The organism is Algoriphagus halophilus (assembly GCF_041729275.1).
GTDB lineage: Bacteria > Bacteroidota > Bacteroidia > Cytophagales > Cyclobacteriaceae > Algoriphagus > Algoriphagus halophilus_A.
Map to the genome: position 1 here is coordinate 4,080,387 of NZ_CP146486.1, position 15,355 is coordinate 4,095,741.

Consider the following 15,355-nt stretch of genomic DNA (forward strand, 5'->3'; position numbering starts at 1 on the left):
TTAATCGAGCGTTAAAGTTTGAGAGGTGATATGGGCAATTCTTGCAGTGATACTGCTATTTCTAGTTTCCGATACCGGAAGAGTAAATTGACTATAAGCATCCTGCACTACTCCTTCTATTAGTTTCTTTTCTCCTGCTTTTTCCAAGGAGAAAATGACGAGCGTTCCATTGGAAACAGTGTTTTCAAATTGATCCAGTAAAGGGCCAGCCTTGATCGTTACCGTTTGGTTAATGGGATCTGAGAAATAGGTCAAAGGAATCGTTTTGACTGTTCCTGGATCCACATAAAAACTGGATACAGCTGTGCTGGTAATTCCTTTAAATGTGCCTGTTTTCGGAGCTAATTCCAGGTAGTTTTCTTGGAAATACTTACCTTCCTCCAGTTCTGTCAGATTCCCAGACCCGTCAAAAGCATACAAAATTTGCTGTTGGATCATCGATGAATCCGTGTTGACAGTCTTGGGACTTCTCAAATCCTCTAATTGAATTTTAGAAGCCGGGTTTTTAAGATAAATCGGAAAATTAAACTGCTGGGCTGCTGCCTGAAGTGTGACAAAAGCCGGACCTTCAATTACACCTTCTTTTGAAGTAAGATGAACAGTCAATTGGCTGTTTTGCTGGGTCAATGCAGGATAGAATACCTGAACAGGAGTTTGAACCCAAGCAGTCCAGTTTTCTCCCTTAACCTCAAAAGTCAAACTATCTTGGTTGACCACATAGATAGCCTGTGAGTTTAAAACTATAGGTTGGCTCACAGGTTCTTGTTGACAAGCAAAAAGCACCAAAACCAAGAAGAGGATATAAGATGTTCTTTTCATTGTAAGTAGATTTCTTGGGACAAAAAGCAATGCGGCAAGAAGCTGATGCTTTCCTTGGATGTAGTTTGATTTTCAAGCAATTGACGGTCTTGACCATTTATTTTTAACTGAATTGGGATCTGGTTTAAGACGTTGGATTTACTTGCAATTTTTTGGAAAGGAATCTCAAAAGAAGCTTCCAGACCACTTCGGATAGATTTTGGATAAGTCCAAAGATCCACTTGAACAATTCTACCTAGAGAATCCTTTTCCGAAATCAAAACTCCTGGGATAGTGATTTCATTTGTAAAAGGATTTTTCATAGCCGCTTCGAAAAGGGAAGTTTGAGAGCTTTCTGACAGAACTTTGTAAGTAAGTTCTCCTCCCCGGATATAGCCTCGCTCGCTGATGTCAGTTTCCAATTCCAATGAAATGGATTTGATTTTTGCATCTCCTGATAGCGCTTGTAAACCCAAAGGGATCTCAAACCAAGTGGAAGCTTTTGGAGCCAAGTTGTAATGGATTTTCCGTTGTGGGAAAAAGCTGGCTATGCTGTCATTTTCATAGGTGAGTATGGCTTTCAAGGCGAGCGTAACCGGAATGTTGTCCGCATTGATCAATTCTCCAGTGAGGTTCAATTCTTCGCCCACCTGAACCAGGTTTGCTTGATAAAAACCTGCAAATGGTTTTTTGATTCGATCGTCTTTGACAGTTGGAAAACTGCTGACCACGCGTTTCCCCATTTTTTTAAATAGGGTATAGGTATAGGTGATCACCTGCTCTTCCGGAATTTCCAGTTCAAACTGTGGGGGAAGGATGAACCATTTGTTTTCAATCTTTTCCAGGTTCATTTCTTCCTCCTTTTCTCTTGGACCCAATGAAGTTCTCCACGTGCTATGAATCCTCATTTTTGCCGAATTCTCCTCCAGCTTCAAAGTGTCAATCTCCAAATGATCCAGTTTGGCAAAAGAAGGCAGAAGACCTCCGTCACTTACTGATTTTTCAAGTAGATATTGGTCCAAACTATAGGCGGGTCCAGGTTTGAAAAACTGGAATGCGTCCTCAAATCGCTGGAAATCCAAATGGTTAAAATGAGAGTATATGGTGGTTGCTGGGTCTTTTTGCTCATCGATTAACAGCAATTCGTAGATCTGATAGATCAAAAAGCTGCTGAAGAGGATAAATGGAATCCAGGCAGAAGTATGAATAATCGTTTTGGGATAGAGGGAAACTTCTTCCTCTGCGATCAATTCATTTTGGGTTTTTTGAAGTAGAACAAATAGACCAAAGTTAATCCCATTGCCACGATTAGGGTACTGACAGGTAGAATTCCCCATAGTTTTTTCAGTATTGGATTTAACTCCGTTGGTTTGATGGGTTGGATGGTGGAAATATTTCCCTTTTCCCAAACCATGATTCCGTTTTCCAATCGGATAGTCCGATTCCATCCTGAATAAAAAAGCAGCGGATCATAGTAGCGATCATTGCTGAACACATATTTGAGTTGGTATTTTTCCGCCAGGGTAAGGAAATCATTCAAGGAAGCCATTCCATCTTCCATCAGGTATTTCGCGTTTTCCAATCGCTCTACAGCCCTGGAAGTCATTTCAGGAAGTCTTCTTGCAGAGTGGTAATTACCATCGATTGTCGCAGCCAGGGTGTTGGATGAAAGCCAGGCCATTTGGTCACCAAAACCTAGAGTCAGGTATCTCCAACGCATGTGGTCATCCCGGTTCAAGAAGTTGATGATAGGCTCAATTTCAACCGCTTTAGGTTGCAAAGGGCGGAAACTTGCCAAGTGGAAGATATAAATGATAAAGAGTAAGTAAGAAAATCCACTTAATCCGGAAATCAGGAAATGGGAAGTTTCTCCATATTTTCCAGTCCAATAATTTTTGATGGATCCTCCGATGAAGGAAACCAAAAAATGGCTGATGTAAGGAATCGCAATGATGGATGCCCAGAAACCGAACCGGTCCAAGGTCAGGATATTGAAGGCATTTTCTCCTAAAAGCATTTTCGGCAAAGGAGTGGTGCCGCCGCTACCCAATAGCAAACAGGCAAAGAAGGAAACTGCCCAGCCTAAATGTCTTTTCTTTTTGGTGATCAAGAAAGAAATCGCAGGTAATAGCGCGAAGATCAATAACAAAGGAATGATGTAAAATACCAATCCGGAGCTAGTTTCTTCTAGAAAATTGTCTCTTGATCCATGAGGTATAGAGACCTGTGTAATTGGGTCTGTGCGGCTCCAATACCAGTAAGGGAAGATTAAGGCAATGGCCAAGAAAATGGTAGAGAATCCAAAAAGAGGATCTCTTTCTTTTTCTTCCAGGCAAGAACCAAAGCCCGGGAATGAATTTTCCGAATAGACTTTTTTGCCCAATTCAGGATTGCCATCTACCAAGGCCATCAGCATTGCTGGAGCGATGAAAAAAACCATTCCGAAGATGGCCGTCACATGGTGAGAGCTTACAGTTACCGCAATAAATGCAAGTGCCATGATCAAATACCTCCAGTCTGAAGTTTTGAGGTATTGATACAGGAAAGGAAGTGCATTCAACAAAAAGGCAAGACCGGTGAGGGTAGGCACTTGCCCGTACACGTGAAGAGTTTCTACCAAAGAGCTCAACACCACCGCCAAGATCGCCGCTACTCCCGCAGTCTGTTTGGAGTAAAACATCTTGGTAAATCGATATACCCCAAGAATCAACGCTTCGAAGATGGTGATGGCATAGATGGCGAAAGCGATTTTTAGCGGGAAGATTTTACTGATCAGCGCAATCAACTGATGTACCAAAGGCGGATAGCTGATGGTCAGAAAACCAGTGTACCAACGGTATTCCCAAGGCTCAAACCAGAATCTGGAATAATGATCCGCAAAAAACATATGTACATACGCATCATAAGTTTGCGGCAAAGTGAAATACACAATGATACCATGAGTCAGGAGCCCTAGGGATAAGGCTACCAAAAGAAGCCTTTTCCCTAGAAATTCACTCCAAAGCATGTGGTCTTGATTTTTCACTTTTTAAATCGGTTTGATTAGATGTATAAAACTCCTTTGACTTCTTTCACCTTGGCTACGTATTCTTTGATCTGCTGCTCATTTTCTTTCTTGCAGATTAGAAGTGCTTCCGGCGTATTCACAATGATCAGGTCTTCCAAACCTCCAATCACCATTAGTTTCTGTTCGTTGGAATGTACCAAGCAACCTTTACTGTCTACCAGAATGGTGCTTTTGCTATTACTGGCATTCATTTCTTCGTCTTTTTGGAAATTGTCGTAGGCGCTGTTCCAAGTGCCCAAGTCATTCCAAGTGAAGTCAGATGGAATCAAAAACACATTGTTGGCTTTTTCCATGATCGCATAATCAATGGAAGTGGAAGGGCATTTTTCGTAGATTTCAAGGATTGCATCAGCTTCTTTTGGGGTGTTCAGATCAGCATTTTTCTCTTGAAATAAATCGTACATAAATTGGAAATGCTCCCAAAAAGCACCCACGATATCCTCTGCTTTCCAGATGAAGATTCCAGAGTTCCACAAGTAATTGCCTTCAGAAAGGAATTCCTTAGCAGTAGCTACATCTGGTTTTTCTGTAAATCTGTTGACTTTGAAAACTCCGGATTCGCTCTTTTCTTGATCAAATTGAATATAGCCATAGCCAGTGTTGGGATGATTAGGTTTGATACCTAGCGTCACAAATGCATAATGATTGGCCGTGTAATCCAACGCTTTTTTGCAGGTTTTGGTAAACAGCTCCAAATCCCCGATCAAGTGGTCACTAGGAGCCACGATCATATTGGCATTGGGATTCATTTTCTTCAGCTTGAAGGAAATGTAGGCCACACAGGCAGCTGTGTTTTTCTTTCAGGTTCCGCTACGATGTTCTCTTCTGGCAACTGAGGAAGTTGCGCTTTGACGATTTCAACATACTCGGCTGAGGTAACCACAAACATGTTTTCTTCAGGGATGAACGGTGAAAAGCGGTCATAGGTGGATTGGATCAAGGTTCTGCCAGTGTTCAAAATATCCAAAAACTGCTTCGGATAGCTGGTTTTACTCATTGGCCAGAATCTGCTTCCGACTCCTCCTGCCATGATGGCTACGTAGTTATTTTGATTTTTCATGGGTTGTGTGATTTATTAATTGGATGATAAAGCAACTTTCAACTGTTTGTTTGTCAGGATGCTCTTTGGTTTTCTTTTGATTTGGTAGTGATAATAAAGACCTAGTAATTGTAATGGTATTTTGATGGTGTCTTTCAGTTTCAATCTGGAATCTCCAATCTCAGACCACTGAAGTAGGGGGTATTCCAATACTCCTTTTGAAGGGTGGTTTTTCCGAACTTTTGCTGAAGTCTCAAAAAGATCTCTACATCGAAAAGCCAAGGAGTTTCAAACTGATTTTTGAATAAAAAGGGTACCAGGTTCCGTTGGAAGATTTTAGCTCCACACTGAGTGTCTTGAAAGTTGGCTCGTAGGAGGAATTTGATGATTTTTTTGATCATGTTACTTACAAATGATCTGCTGTCATCCCGATTGATATCTGCACCCAATCGCTGGATTCTACTTCCCACGATGGCGCCATACTTTGGATGAGCTTCTTTGTATTTAGCCATTTGTAACCATTCATCAGGATGTGTGGCTAGATCAGCATCTAGAAAACCGATCAACTTGGAGTCATAATTTTGGTGAACAAACAACATCCCCTGTCTCACTGCTTCAGATTTACCGCCGTTTTGGGGCATATCAAAAACCACAATATTACTGGGACTATCGGTCTGGATTCCTCTAAGTACTGCCAGCGTTCTGTCTTTACTTCCATCATTCACCAAACAGAGTAAAACCTCTGGATGCTTTTGGGCAAAGGTTTTGAACTCCTGATAGGCAAACCTTTTTCTTCATTGTAGCAAGGAACTACAATTGCATATTGGTGCTGAATCTCCGGTTTATAATTCAATGCACTTTGGAGCATTTCGGTGATCCCATTTTTTTGTATTTGATTCTGTGAAGTCTTCATCCTTGTTGTTTTTCGGTGTGCCAACAATTATTCAAACCTTAAACCAAACTGTTAAAATATTGATAATCAGTATTTTATTGAATTCAAGAAAGCGTATCTTTCCAGAAAATGGAATAAATTCCAAAAATTGTATTCTTTCTAAACCTTTTTGTAACTTAAAGGACTATTGAAATGCTATGAGCCAGTTTAAAATATTTATCGTTGAGGATGATCCCTGGTATGGACAGATTCTGGAGTATCACCTAAGCTTGAACCCAGATTATGAGGTACATCTTTTTTCCACCGCAAAGGCTTGTTTATTGAAGCTTCAGGAGAAGCCTGATTTGATTACGGTTGATTTTTCTTTGCCCGATATGCCCGGGGATAAACTGTTTCAAAAAATCAAAGAGTTCAATCCTACGATTCCAGTTGTGGTAATCAGTTCTCAAGAAGATATCAGTGTGGCGGTGGGCTTGTTAAAAGCTGGAGTAAGCGATTATTTGGTAAAAGATGATGCAACAAAAGATTTGCTTTGGAACAGTGTCATCAAGATCAGGGAAAATCAATCCTTAAAGAAAGAGGTAGAGACTTTAAAAAAGGAGTTGGGTCAGAAGTACACTTTTGAAAAGACCATTTTGGGAAATAGTCCTGTGTTGAAGGGTGTTTTTACTCTGATTGAAAAAGCAGTTAAGACCAATATTAATGTTTCAATTACAGGAGAAACAGGAACCGGAAAAGAAGTGGTGGCCAAAGCCATTCATTATAATAGTGATCGGAAAAAGAAAAGCTTTGTGGCAGTCAATATGGCTGCTATTCCAAAAGACCTGATAGAAAGTGAACTCTTTGGTTATGAAAAGGGGGCCTTTACGGGAGCAGTAAGCCGGAAAACCGGAAAGTTTGAAGAGGCAATAGGGGGACCATCTTTCTGGATGAAATTGCAGAGATGGATTTAAACCTCCAATCGAAATTGCTTCGAGTACTCCAGGAGCGAGAGCTTACTAGGGTGGGAGGGAATGAGGCCGTAAAATTGGATGTTAGAGTAATCACGGCTACGCATAAAAATTTATCCGAAGAAGTCAGAAAGGGGAATTTTCGGGAAGATCTATTTTTAGAGTGATGGGCTTGCCGATTGAGCTTCCTCCGTTACGGGACAGAGGGTCTGATGTACTGATTTTGGCGAAGCATTTCATCGATGATTTTGTTAAAACCAATAAATTATCCTCACTTTCTTTGGCAGCTGATGCCAAGGAAAAGCTTTTGAAATATCCTTTTCCTGGCAATATCCGGGAACTAAAAGCGGTGATTGAGTTGGCCTCGGTCATGGCTGACGGGCAGGAAATCAAAGCAAAGGACATCAGCTTTTTTCCCTTCAAAAGGAAAATATGTTCTTGATGGAGAATAAGACTTTGAGGCAGCATACCTGCGATATCATCAATCATTACCTGAAAAAGCATCAGGGGGATGTCATAGAAACTGCCAAAGCATTGGATATTGGAAAAAGCACCATTTATAAAATGATCCAGGAGGGAGAGGTTAATCCTGAATGATTCCAGAATCTGGAAGAAAATTCCAAAAAACGGAAAAATGAAATACTTTTTAGTTTAAAACAGGTTCATATGAACTCCTGGTAGGGCTTCATGAATTGGCTTAGTTTTTCTGTATTAGATGCCTATAAAATTGTTAAACTATGTATGGGTTAGTAAATAAGTCGATTCAGGAGCTCATCACCACCAATTATGGACAGGAGAAATGGGAACGGATCAAGCTAAAAAGCGGGATAAATATTGATTATTTTATCAGTACAGAACCTTATGATGATGCTATTACCTACCAATTGGCGACAGCAGCTGCTGAGGAATTGAATATTACAGTAGATGAAGTATTGTTTGCTTTTGGAGAATGGTGGATTCTCAAGACCGGAAGTGAAAAATACGGAGGATTAATGAAGGCTGGAGGGGCTAATCTCAAGGAATTTTTGATTAATCTTCCACTTTTCCATGATCGAATTATGTTGATTTATCCCAAATTGACTCCTCCAGAGTTTAAGGTGGAAGATATTGAATCAAACTCATTGGTGTTACATTATTTTTCCAAAAGAGAAGGGTTAGTGGGTTTTGTCATGGGATTGCTGTCAGGTTTAGGAAAGTTATTTGAAACTAAAGTTGACATTGTTCATATATTTGGTAAATACAATGGTCATCCCAATGAAGCTTTTAAAATTGCTTGGTGAGTAACAATGAATTCCATATCGAAATCAAAAAAAGTCATTTAGACAGGACTTTTCCCTTTCATTTTGCGCTGTCAAAAGAAGGTGAAATCTTATTTATAGGTCCAGGTCTATGGAAAATGCTAGGTGATGTAAGAGGACAAAGAGCAATTGATTTATTTCTAATAAACAGACCTAAGGATACTGATTTTGATGTGGAATATTTGTCTCAAAGTTCCTCTAAAACATTTTTATTGAAGCTGAAAAATGGAAAGGAAACGCTTTTCCGGGGCAATTCGAATATTTCGAAGAGAAAGAGCTACTTCTTTTTTTGGTTCACCTTGGTTTAGTTCTATAGAGGAATTGGTTGCCAATGATTTATCTATCTCAGATTTTGCTCCTTTAGATCCTTTAGTAGACCTGCTGCATTTAATAAAAAATCAGGAATTGGTGACTGCTGATCTCAAGGAACTGATCGGGACCATTTCCCTTCAAAAGAAAGGCTAGAAAATCTCTCTTACGTGGCAAGTGCCAATTTGGATGGGATCATTTTTACCAATGAAGAGGGAATTATTACCTATGTCAATGAAGGATATCTTCGTCAGACTGGATTTGAGAGGGAGAAAGTGATTGGTAAAACACCGATTGAATTAGGAAAAGGGGAGGAAACCCAAAAAGAAGAATTGAAGAGAATGCTGGAGTCCTTTTTTAAAAAGGAACCCTTTAAAGTTGAATTAAAGCACTATAGAAAAGATGGCACTTGGTTTTGGGCCAGGGTGAATGGTCAAGTAATTTTAGATAAAAAAGGAGACTTTTTACATTACTTCACATTGGTAGAGGATGTGACAGAAGAAAAGATATCCAAGAATAAAATACAGGAATTTGAGCAAACATTCCGTCAAGTATTGGAATTTTCTGGTGACAATGTCTGGGAACACGACTTCAAGACCAGAATAACCAGTTTTTCGAATAAGGCAAAAAATTTCCTAGGCCTCAAATTTGACCCATCTACCAATTTGGAAGATGTTTGGTATGGTCATGTGTATGAACCTGATCTTCATTTATTAAATGAAAATGACAAAAATTATAGGCTGGGAAAAATCTCTTCCCATCAGTTGGAATACCGAATGCTTCATGAAGATGGGAGCATTAAATGGGTAAAGGACAGAGGAATCGTCATCGAGAAAGATTCAAATGGACTTCCTTTAAAAATCATAGGTACCCATTCTGATATCACCGAACAAAAAGCCGCGGAGAAAGAACTGATCAACCTGAATAAAAAGCTGGGGAGTGTTTTGAACGAACTTCGGGATGTGATTTGGTCTGTTAGTTATCCAGATCTTAAAGGCATTTTCTTTACCCCTTCCGCTGAGGATCTGTTTGAACTGGATATGGATACCCTGATGAAAGACACCTCTTGGTGGGAAAAATCGATCCATCCAGAGGATCTACATATTTTAGATGAAATTCTCGAGGAAATTAAAGAAAATCAGGAATACACGAAAGAATATAGAATTATTACCCCTTCCCAAAAACTAAAATGGGTTCAGAATAAGGGTAAATTGATAGTTGAGGAGGGAGTGCCCGTACGAATGAATGGGATTTTGGTAGATATCACGGAGCGTAAAAAAACTGAAGCGCTCTTAGAAAATCAGGAAAAGCTCAAAAATATTCTCATTGATATTTCTTCTACCTACATCAATATTGACTTGGATGAGGTGGACTCCAATATTGATGCATCCCTACAAAGAATAGGGGAGTTTGTCGATGCGGATCGAGCCTATATTTTCTCCTATAACCTTTCTGCGTTTACCTGCTCCTGTACGCATGAATGGTGTGCGGAAGGAGTTTCCAAAGAAATTGACAATACCCAGGATGTTCCTTTGGAATATGTGCCACAATGGTATGAAGTTCATTCTCAAGGGAAGCCTTTTTCTGTAGAGGATGTTTCCTTGCTAAAGAGCAAGGGCATGGATGGGCTCTATGAAATCTTAGAGCCTCAAGGCATCAAAAGCCTGATCGCCATTCCTATGATGTTTAAGGATGATCTCCTGGGGTTTGTAGGATTTGATTCAGTCAAAAAGCAACATACTTACTCCAATAAAGAAATTGAGTTGTTGTTTGTTTTTGCTCAAATGCTGGTCAATGTACAGAAAAGAAAGCAATCTGAATTGAGATTGTTTCAGCAAGAGGAGAAATTTAGAAATATCATTTCCAACATGAATCTTGGTTTGTTGGAGGTGGATCTGGAGGAGCATGTCCTGCATGCCAACCAGACATTTTGTAATATGGCAGGTTGGGATTTGGAGGATTTGATTGGGAGAAAAGCCATTGACTTGTTACTAAATGAATCAGATAAAAAGCGTCTAATAGAAAAATCTGAAAGTAGGAAAACAGGGCTTTCCGACTCCTATGAGCTGAAATATCGAAAGCCTAATGGAGAATATCGATGGTGGTTTATCAGTGGTGCACCAAATTATAATGATAAAAATGAATTGATAGGGTCTATCGGAATCCACCTGGATATCACTGATCAAAAAAGGTTGGAGGAAGAATTGATCCGACAGCGGGAGGAAGCAGAAAAATCCAAACGAGCCAAAGAAATCTTCTTTGCCAACATGAGCCATGAGATCAGAACCCCGATGAATGCTATTGTGGGAATGGGTGAGCAATTGGCTAAAACCAATCTCAATGACCAACAGGAAAAATACATCAAAGCGATTCAGAATTCTGCCAGTCATCTGATGGTAATTATCAAAGATATCTTGGATTTATCAAAATTGGAAGCTGGTAAAATGACCATAGAGTCCATTGGGTTTAGGCCAAAAAATATTGTGGAACACGTCTTTGGGATGATGAATTCCAAAGCGGAAAGTAAGGGATTAGAGTTTTCTGTTTTAAACTATGACTCAAAAATCCAAGAGGTATTAATTGGGGATCCAATAAGAGTGAATCAAATCTTATTAAATCTCCTCTCTAACGCCATCAAGTTTACAGATAAGGGAAAGTTATCCTTCAATGCCATCTTCTTTCAGAAACCAAGGATGAACAAGAACTGAAGTTTACGGTGATTGATACAGGTATAGGCATGGAAGAATCATTTGTGAAAAGCAATTTTGAGAAATATGTGCAAGAAGATACCACCATCACTAGAAAATATGGGGGTACAGGCCTGGGACTAAGTATTACCAAAGAACTGGTTCAATTAATGGATGGTGCAATGCAGATCGAATCACAAAAAGGGGTTGGGTCCATCATCTCTGTTGTCTTAAAATTCAAAAAAGGAGAAGAGCGGGACCTACCGAAAGATCAACCTATTTCCATAGAGCCGTCACTTCTTAAAGGAAAAAGAATTCTAGTCGTCGATGACAATGAATTCAATCGGCTGGTGGCATCCACGATTTTGGAGCAGAATGAAATGGAAATTTTTACCGCCAACAACGGAGAAGAGGCCATTGATGCGGTAAAGTCTAATTCCTTTGATTTGATTTTGATGGATGTCCAAATGCCTGTCATGGACGGGATAATGGCTACACACATGATAAGAAATGAATTGAAGTTAGCTATTCCTATTATCGCCTTAACGGCTTTTGCCATGAAAGGTGATCGGGAAAAATACCTTTCACAAGGAATGAATGATTTTCTTGCCAAGCCATTTCAGGAAAAGCAATTATTACATCTCATTTCCCAGCAGTTTCAAGGGATGCCAATTGCTGAAAGAGCGTTGGAGAAAGATCATAAGGAACCCTTAGAGCGCTATTCACTGACAGAACTGGAGGCTATTTCCAAGGGAAATGTTGAGTTTATGGAAAAGATGATCCTTTTATTTCAGACCAATGTGATGAACTCCATGAATGAGGCTGTTCAGGCATTTGAAAGATCCGATTTCGAAGAAGTAAAGAAGTTGATTCACAAAATAAAGCCTTCCATAAAAATGTTGAGAGTTCACGAAGTGGCAGATGAACTGAGTGAAATTGAAACTCAGGTTTTGGAGCAACAGAATTCTGAAAGAATGAATTATTTGATGAAGCATTTAAAAGAAGTCCTTGATTGGGTTTCCATGGATTTGGGAGAAAAGAAAGGAATAAAGCCAAATTAAGGGTTTCCAAAATATGGAATTAAATTCCGTAAACAGGAATTGAAGTTTTAAAAAAGTGCCTTAGAGTCGTTCTAAGGCACTTTTTTGTTTTGGTCTCAAATTGGAATAAGAGGTAGGAAACAAGAAAAAGATGAAAAATATTAAAATCTTACCTGCCTTTATTGTTGATGACGATCCCTTTTGGACTGAAGTCTTAAAACAGATTCTTCAGAAGATCGGGTTTACCAAAATCCACACCTTTGAAGATGGACAAAGCTGTCTAAAAAATATCCATCTCAACCCAGCATTGGTTTTTTAGACTACCAAATGGAAAACTCCAATGGATTGGATATCCTTCAGGAAGTGAAAGGGTACTACCCTGGCATCGAAGTGATCTTTTGTACAGCATTGGAAAACCTGGAAGTGGCGATTGCAGCCATGGAATTTGGTTCCGTAGAATATCTACTCAAAACTACAGTCACTGAGGAATTGGTGACGGAGCTGGTTTCCAATTTCCAATCTTCTCAAGTAGCCTAATCCCATCATCATGCCCTTTACGTTTTCACATCCAGCTGCAATTCTTCCTTTTTCAAATACTTCCAACCGCCTTTCTCAAACAGGGTTGGTCATCGGGAGTATCGTGCCTGATTTGGAGTTTTACCTTCAGCTAAAATTAAATGAAAATATTGGGCATACACTGAAAGGTATTTTGCTTTTTGACCTACCGGTAGCGTTTATGATGGCATTGATCTTTCATTGCCTGATTAAAATCCCATTAGTTAAAGCTTCACCCGTGTGGATTCAATCCAGAACCATCCAATACCTGGGATTGAATTGGTTGAGCTCACTGAAAACAAACTGGATAGGAATTTTGTGCTCCATGCTTCTGGGGATCCTTACCCATTTGAGTTTGGATGGAATGACGCATTACGATGGATGGATGGTGGAGCTATTTCCCGTATTTCAAGAAACATTAGGGGATGGACTGTTAGAGATTCCGATGTACGATTTCTTGCAGTATGCCTTCAGCTTCCTTGGGCTGGTTTGGGTTCTTTATTCCCTAACCCAGTTAGAGGTCTTGATTGTACTAGACTTTAAAAACGCCAAAAAACGTAGATTTTGGAAGATTACCTTCCTAGGATTTGGTTTGGCAGTCCTATTCCGAATGTTATTCTATCCTGAATTTATCTCCTTTTGGGATGTATTTATGATGGGAGTAGGGGCTTTTATTTATGGAGTCATCTTCGCGTCAATAGGCTACCTACTGGCAGGAAATAGAAGCTCAAACCGTGATCGCAAGCTCCACGAATTTGTCAATTCCGGAAGTGTTGATCCAGGGTTCAAAAGCAGATCCCTTTTGATAAAGCAAAATCAATTTTTGGATTGTTCGGCCAGCGTGTAATGAATGTGAATTACCTCGTTGACGAAACCCAGGTCATTATCAGTCAACCCTCGGATATCCAAATAGACGAGATCAGCCTCATTCGAAAGTATATCGGGCAATTTACCTCTCAGGGATTCGGTAGCACTGCCTTTAGCCTCACCGATCACCTCCACTTTCAAGGCGGGTTTTTCGTTTCCAGTTATAGAAAAGTTGCTGATCTGTATTTCCATGTTTGCAAGAGTTTGAAGAAATATATCAATACTCCTCTTAAACTTATAGGCTTTTTGGGATTAATTTTTATTCCGATTGCCGCAAATGGACAGGAAAAGCCTTTTGATCCAGCTCTTAGAGAACAGTTTATCCAGAAAGCAAGTGAATTGAGAGCAGCAGAAAAATATGGGGAGGCGATTAGTCAATTGGATAGCATCCTGCTTCACCATCCAGCCGATGCACAGATTCTGTTATTCAAAGGAGATCTTTGTTTGCAAAACCAGGATTTTCCCAAAGCTGTAGAGGTATTCCATCAATTGATTCCATTGGACTTTGAATCCACCATTGTCAAAATCAATCTTTCTTACGCCTTGTTCATGAGTAAAAAGCCTTCCAAAGCTTTGGAAGCAGCATTTACCGCTTGGAGTCAAGATTCCAAAAACAAAAGTGCCACGGTTAATTACTTCAATGCACTTCTTTGGAATATCAAAACCAAGGAAGCGGAAGCTTTCCTTTCTGAGAATACGCAATTGGTAGATCCGGACCAATCCTTGGTGATGAAAGCCAGATTGTATACCACCGCAGGAAATTATTCCTATGGGCTAGCCTATTACGATTCCCTGGTCCAACAATTTCCGAAAGCTCCTTACATCCAAGAATATGCAGAGGTTTTGATCGGTAAGAAACAATGGAAGAAAGCAGATCATATTCTTAAGAAATACGAAACTGAACTTTCCGCTTCTCAACTCCAGAAATTGAATGGATTGATCAGTGATCGGTCTGTCCAAACAGTGGGAGTCTCCCTCGGGTTTTTTGCAGACGTAGCTAAAAACACAAGAACTGAACAGGCTGCTTTTTGGCAGAATCCAAGAAACGCTCCAGTACAAATCGGATTTAGGGCTGGGGCAAGTCAGGTCAAAGCTCCCGAAGGGCAGGTTACCAATTCCAGTTTTTTAGCGGGGGCTGCTAGTATCAATTGGAGTCAAGCTTGGCAGAGTAGTGGTGAAATGATGGTTCAGCAAGTGAAACCCGGGGCCGAAGATTCTTTCATGGGAATTACCGGGAAATTTGAAACCAAGTTCCAGCCCAATGATCGCCGGATGTTTGGGGTCACCTATGGGTCCGACCTGTTGAACTTCACTGCAGACCTCTTAGGCAAGAATATCAGAAGTCAAAACCTAGGGTATGTAACCCACCTGATGTTTGGCGGGAAAACCGGGTTTTATTCTCAAGGAAGTTACGGGATGCTCAATGATCAGAATTCCAGAATCCAGTTTTTTGGATCAATCTATCGACTGCTAAGAACAGAGCCTACCCTAAAAACAGGGGTAAACTTTTCTGCCTTGAGCTATCGTAATTCTGAAACCACCTTGTATTTCGCGCCGGATCGCTTTATGAGTGCAGAGGTATTTGTGGATTATAGCACACCCATGCCTTTGGTTTCTAAAATGGCTTTCAAAATACAAGCTGCCGGAGGTTTCCAACAAATCGAAAAACAACCATTAGCCCCTTCATTCAGAGCCCAAGCAGAACTGAATTACAGAGTTAATGGGTTTGATTTAGGCCTCAATGGACAGTTTTCCAATGTGGCTGCTTCTTCTGGAACAGGATATAAATTTCAATACTTCACCATGAAAGTATCTAAAAACTTTAAGTAGAGTGAGAAAGTTGCTCTAATCAC

The 15,355-nt window shown here is 40.1% G+C and carries 16 protein-coding genes and 1 pseudogene; 10 read left to right on the plus strand and 7 right to left on the minus strand.

The genetic code is table 11. From position 1 onward, the window contains the following. The 6 genes from V8V91_RS21890 to V8V91_RS21915 all read right to left on the minus strand — a co-directional run bounded on the left by V8V91_RS21890 (window position 1) and on the right by V8V91_RS21915 (window position 5,629). Window positions 1–819, minus strand: a complete 819-nt coding sequence (locus tag V8V91_RS21890) for a hypothetical protein (RefSeq protein ID WP_373397205.1) — start codon at window positions 817–819, stop codon at window positions 1–3. After that, window positions 816–2,048, minus strand: a complete 1,233-nt coding sequence (locus V8V91_RS21895) for a hypothetical protein (protein ID WP_373397206.1) — start codon at window positions 2,046–2,048, stop codon at window positions 816–818. Before V8V91_RS21895 ends, V8V91_RS21890 begins: the two co-directional genes overlap by 4 nt. Beyond that, complete coding sequence (locus V8V91_RS21900; protein WP_373397207.1) at window positions 2,045–3,823, minus strand: hypothetical protein; 1,779 nt, start codon at window positions 3,821–3,823, stop codon at window positions 2,045–2,047. Before V8V91_RS21900 ends, V8V91_RS21895 begins: the two co-directional genes overlap by 4 nt. Before the next feature lie 17 nt (window positions 3,824–3,840). Further along, the gene (locus V8V91_RS21905; protein ID WP_373397208.1) at window positions 3,841–4,644 is read right to left on the minus strand and encodes a mannose-1-phosphate guanylyltransferase; all 804 of its coding nucleotides are present in this window, start codon (window positions 4,642–4,644) and stop codon (window positions 3,841–3,843) included. Next, the gene (locus tag V8V91_RS21910; RefSeq protein WP_373397210.1) at window positions 4,620–4,925 is read right to left on the minus strand and encodes a sugar phosphate nucleotidyltransferase; all 306 of its coding nucleotides are present in this window, start codon (window positions 4,923–4,925) and stop codon (window positions 4,620–4,622) included. The genes V8V91_RS21905 and V8V91_RS21910 overlap by 25 nt, the downstream gene beginning before the upstream one ends. Before the next feature lie 140 nt (window positions 4,926–5,065). Continuing rightward, window positions 5,066–5,629 carry a glycosyltransferase gene (locus V8V91_RS21915; RefSeq protein ID WP_373397211.1) on the minus strand — a complete coding sequence of 188 codons (564 nt, stop codon included), beginning with the start codon at window positions 5,627–5,629 and terminating at the stop codon, window positions 5,066–5,068. A 364-nt stretch (window positions 5,630–5,993) separates the two neighbouring features. On the opposite strand from V8V91_RS21915, the pseudogene V8V91_RS21920 reads away from it, so the two are divergent. From V8V91_RS21920 to V8V91_RS21960, 9 genes and pseudogenes are all read left to right on the plus strand, one after another. Next, window positions 5,994–7,343: pseudogene (locus tag V8V91_RS21920) on the plus strand (sigma-54-dependent transcriptional regulator). Between the two features lie 140 nt (window positions 7,344–7,483). Then, window positions 7,484–8,026: a heme NO-binding domain-containing protein gene (locus V8V91_RS21925; RefSeq protein ID WP_373397212.1), complete on the plus strand. Its 543-nt coding sequence runs from the start codon at window positions 7,484–7,486 to the stop codon at window positions 8,024–8,026. Then, the gene (locus tag V8V91_RS21930; protein ID WP_373397213.1) at window positions 8,023–8,352 is read left to right on the plus strand and encodes a hypothetical protein; all 330 of its coding nucleotides are present in this window, start codon (window positions 8,023–8,025) and stop codon (window positions 8,350–8,352) included. The genes V8V91_RS21925 and V8V91_RS21930 overlap by 4 nt, the downstream gene beginning before the upstream one ends. Beyond that, a complete protein-coding gene (locus V8V91_RS21935) occupies window positions 8,270–8,509 on the plus strand; it encodes a hypothetical protein (protein ID WP_373400859.1) in 240 nt (79 codons plus the stop codon). Before V8V91_RS21930 ends, V8V91_RS21935 begins: the two co-directional genes overlap by 83 nt. A 14-nt stretch (window positions 8,510–8,523) precedes the next feature. Beyond that, the gene (locus tag V8V91_RS21940; protein ID WP_373397214.1) at window positions 8,524–11,061 is read left to right on the plus strand and encodes a PAS domain S-box protein; all 2,538 of its coding nucleotides are present in this window, start codon (window positions 8,524–8,526) and stop codon (window positions 11,059–11,061) included. 8 nt (window positions 11,062–11,069) lie between these two features. Next, on the plus strand, window positions 11,070–12,101 hold the full coding sequence (locus V8V91_RS21945; protein ID WP_373397215.1) for a response regulator: 1,032 nt from the start codon (window positions 11,070–11,072) through the stop codon (window positions 12,099–12,101). Between the two features lie 130 nt (window positions 12,102–12,231). Continuing rightward, complete coding sequence (locus V8V91_RS21950) at window positions 12,232–12,399, plus strand: hypothetical protein (protein ID WP_373397216.1); 168 nt, start codon at window positions 12,232–12,234, stop codon at window positions 12,397–12,399. Between the two features lie 8 nt (window positions 12,400–12,407). Further along, a complete protein-coding gene (locus V8V91_RS21955) occupies window positions 12,408–12,617 on the plus strand; it encodes a response regulator (protein ID WP_373397217.1) in 210 nt (69 codons plus the stop codon). 10 nt (window positions 12,618–12,627) lie between these two features. Further along, a complete protein-coding gene (locus V8V91_RS21960; RefSeq protein ID WP_373397219.1) occupies window positions 12,628–13,482 on the plus strand; it encodes a DUF4184 family protein in 855 nt (284 codons plus the stop codon). On the opposite strand, the gene V8V91_RS21965 is transcribed toward V8V91_RS21960, so the two are convergent. Further along, window positions 13,452–13,694, minus strand: a complete 243-nt coding sequence (locus tag V8V91_RS21965; protein WP_373397220.1) for a hypothetical protein — start codon at window positions 13,692–13,694, stop codon at window positions 13,452–13,454. The two genes, V8V91_RS21960 and V8V91_RS21965, sit on opposite strands and share 31 nt — an antisense overlap. A gap of 12 nt (window positions 13,695–13,706) precedes the next feature. Here V8V91_RS21965 and V8V91_RS21970 point away from each other — a divergent pair, with 12 nt between their 5' ends. Further along, a complete protein-coding gene (locus V8V91_RS21970; protein WP_373397221.1) occupies window positions 13,707–15,332 on the plus strand; it encodes a tetratricopeptide repeat protein in 1,626 nt (541 codons plus the stop codon). Window positions 15,333–15,355 lie beyond the last annotated feature (23 nt).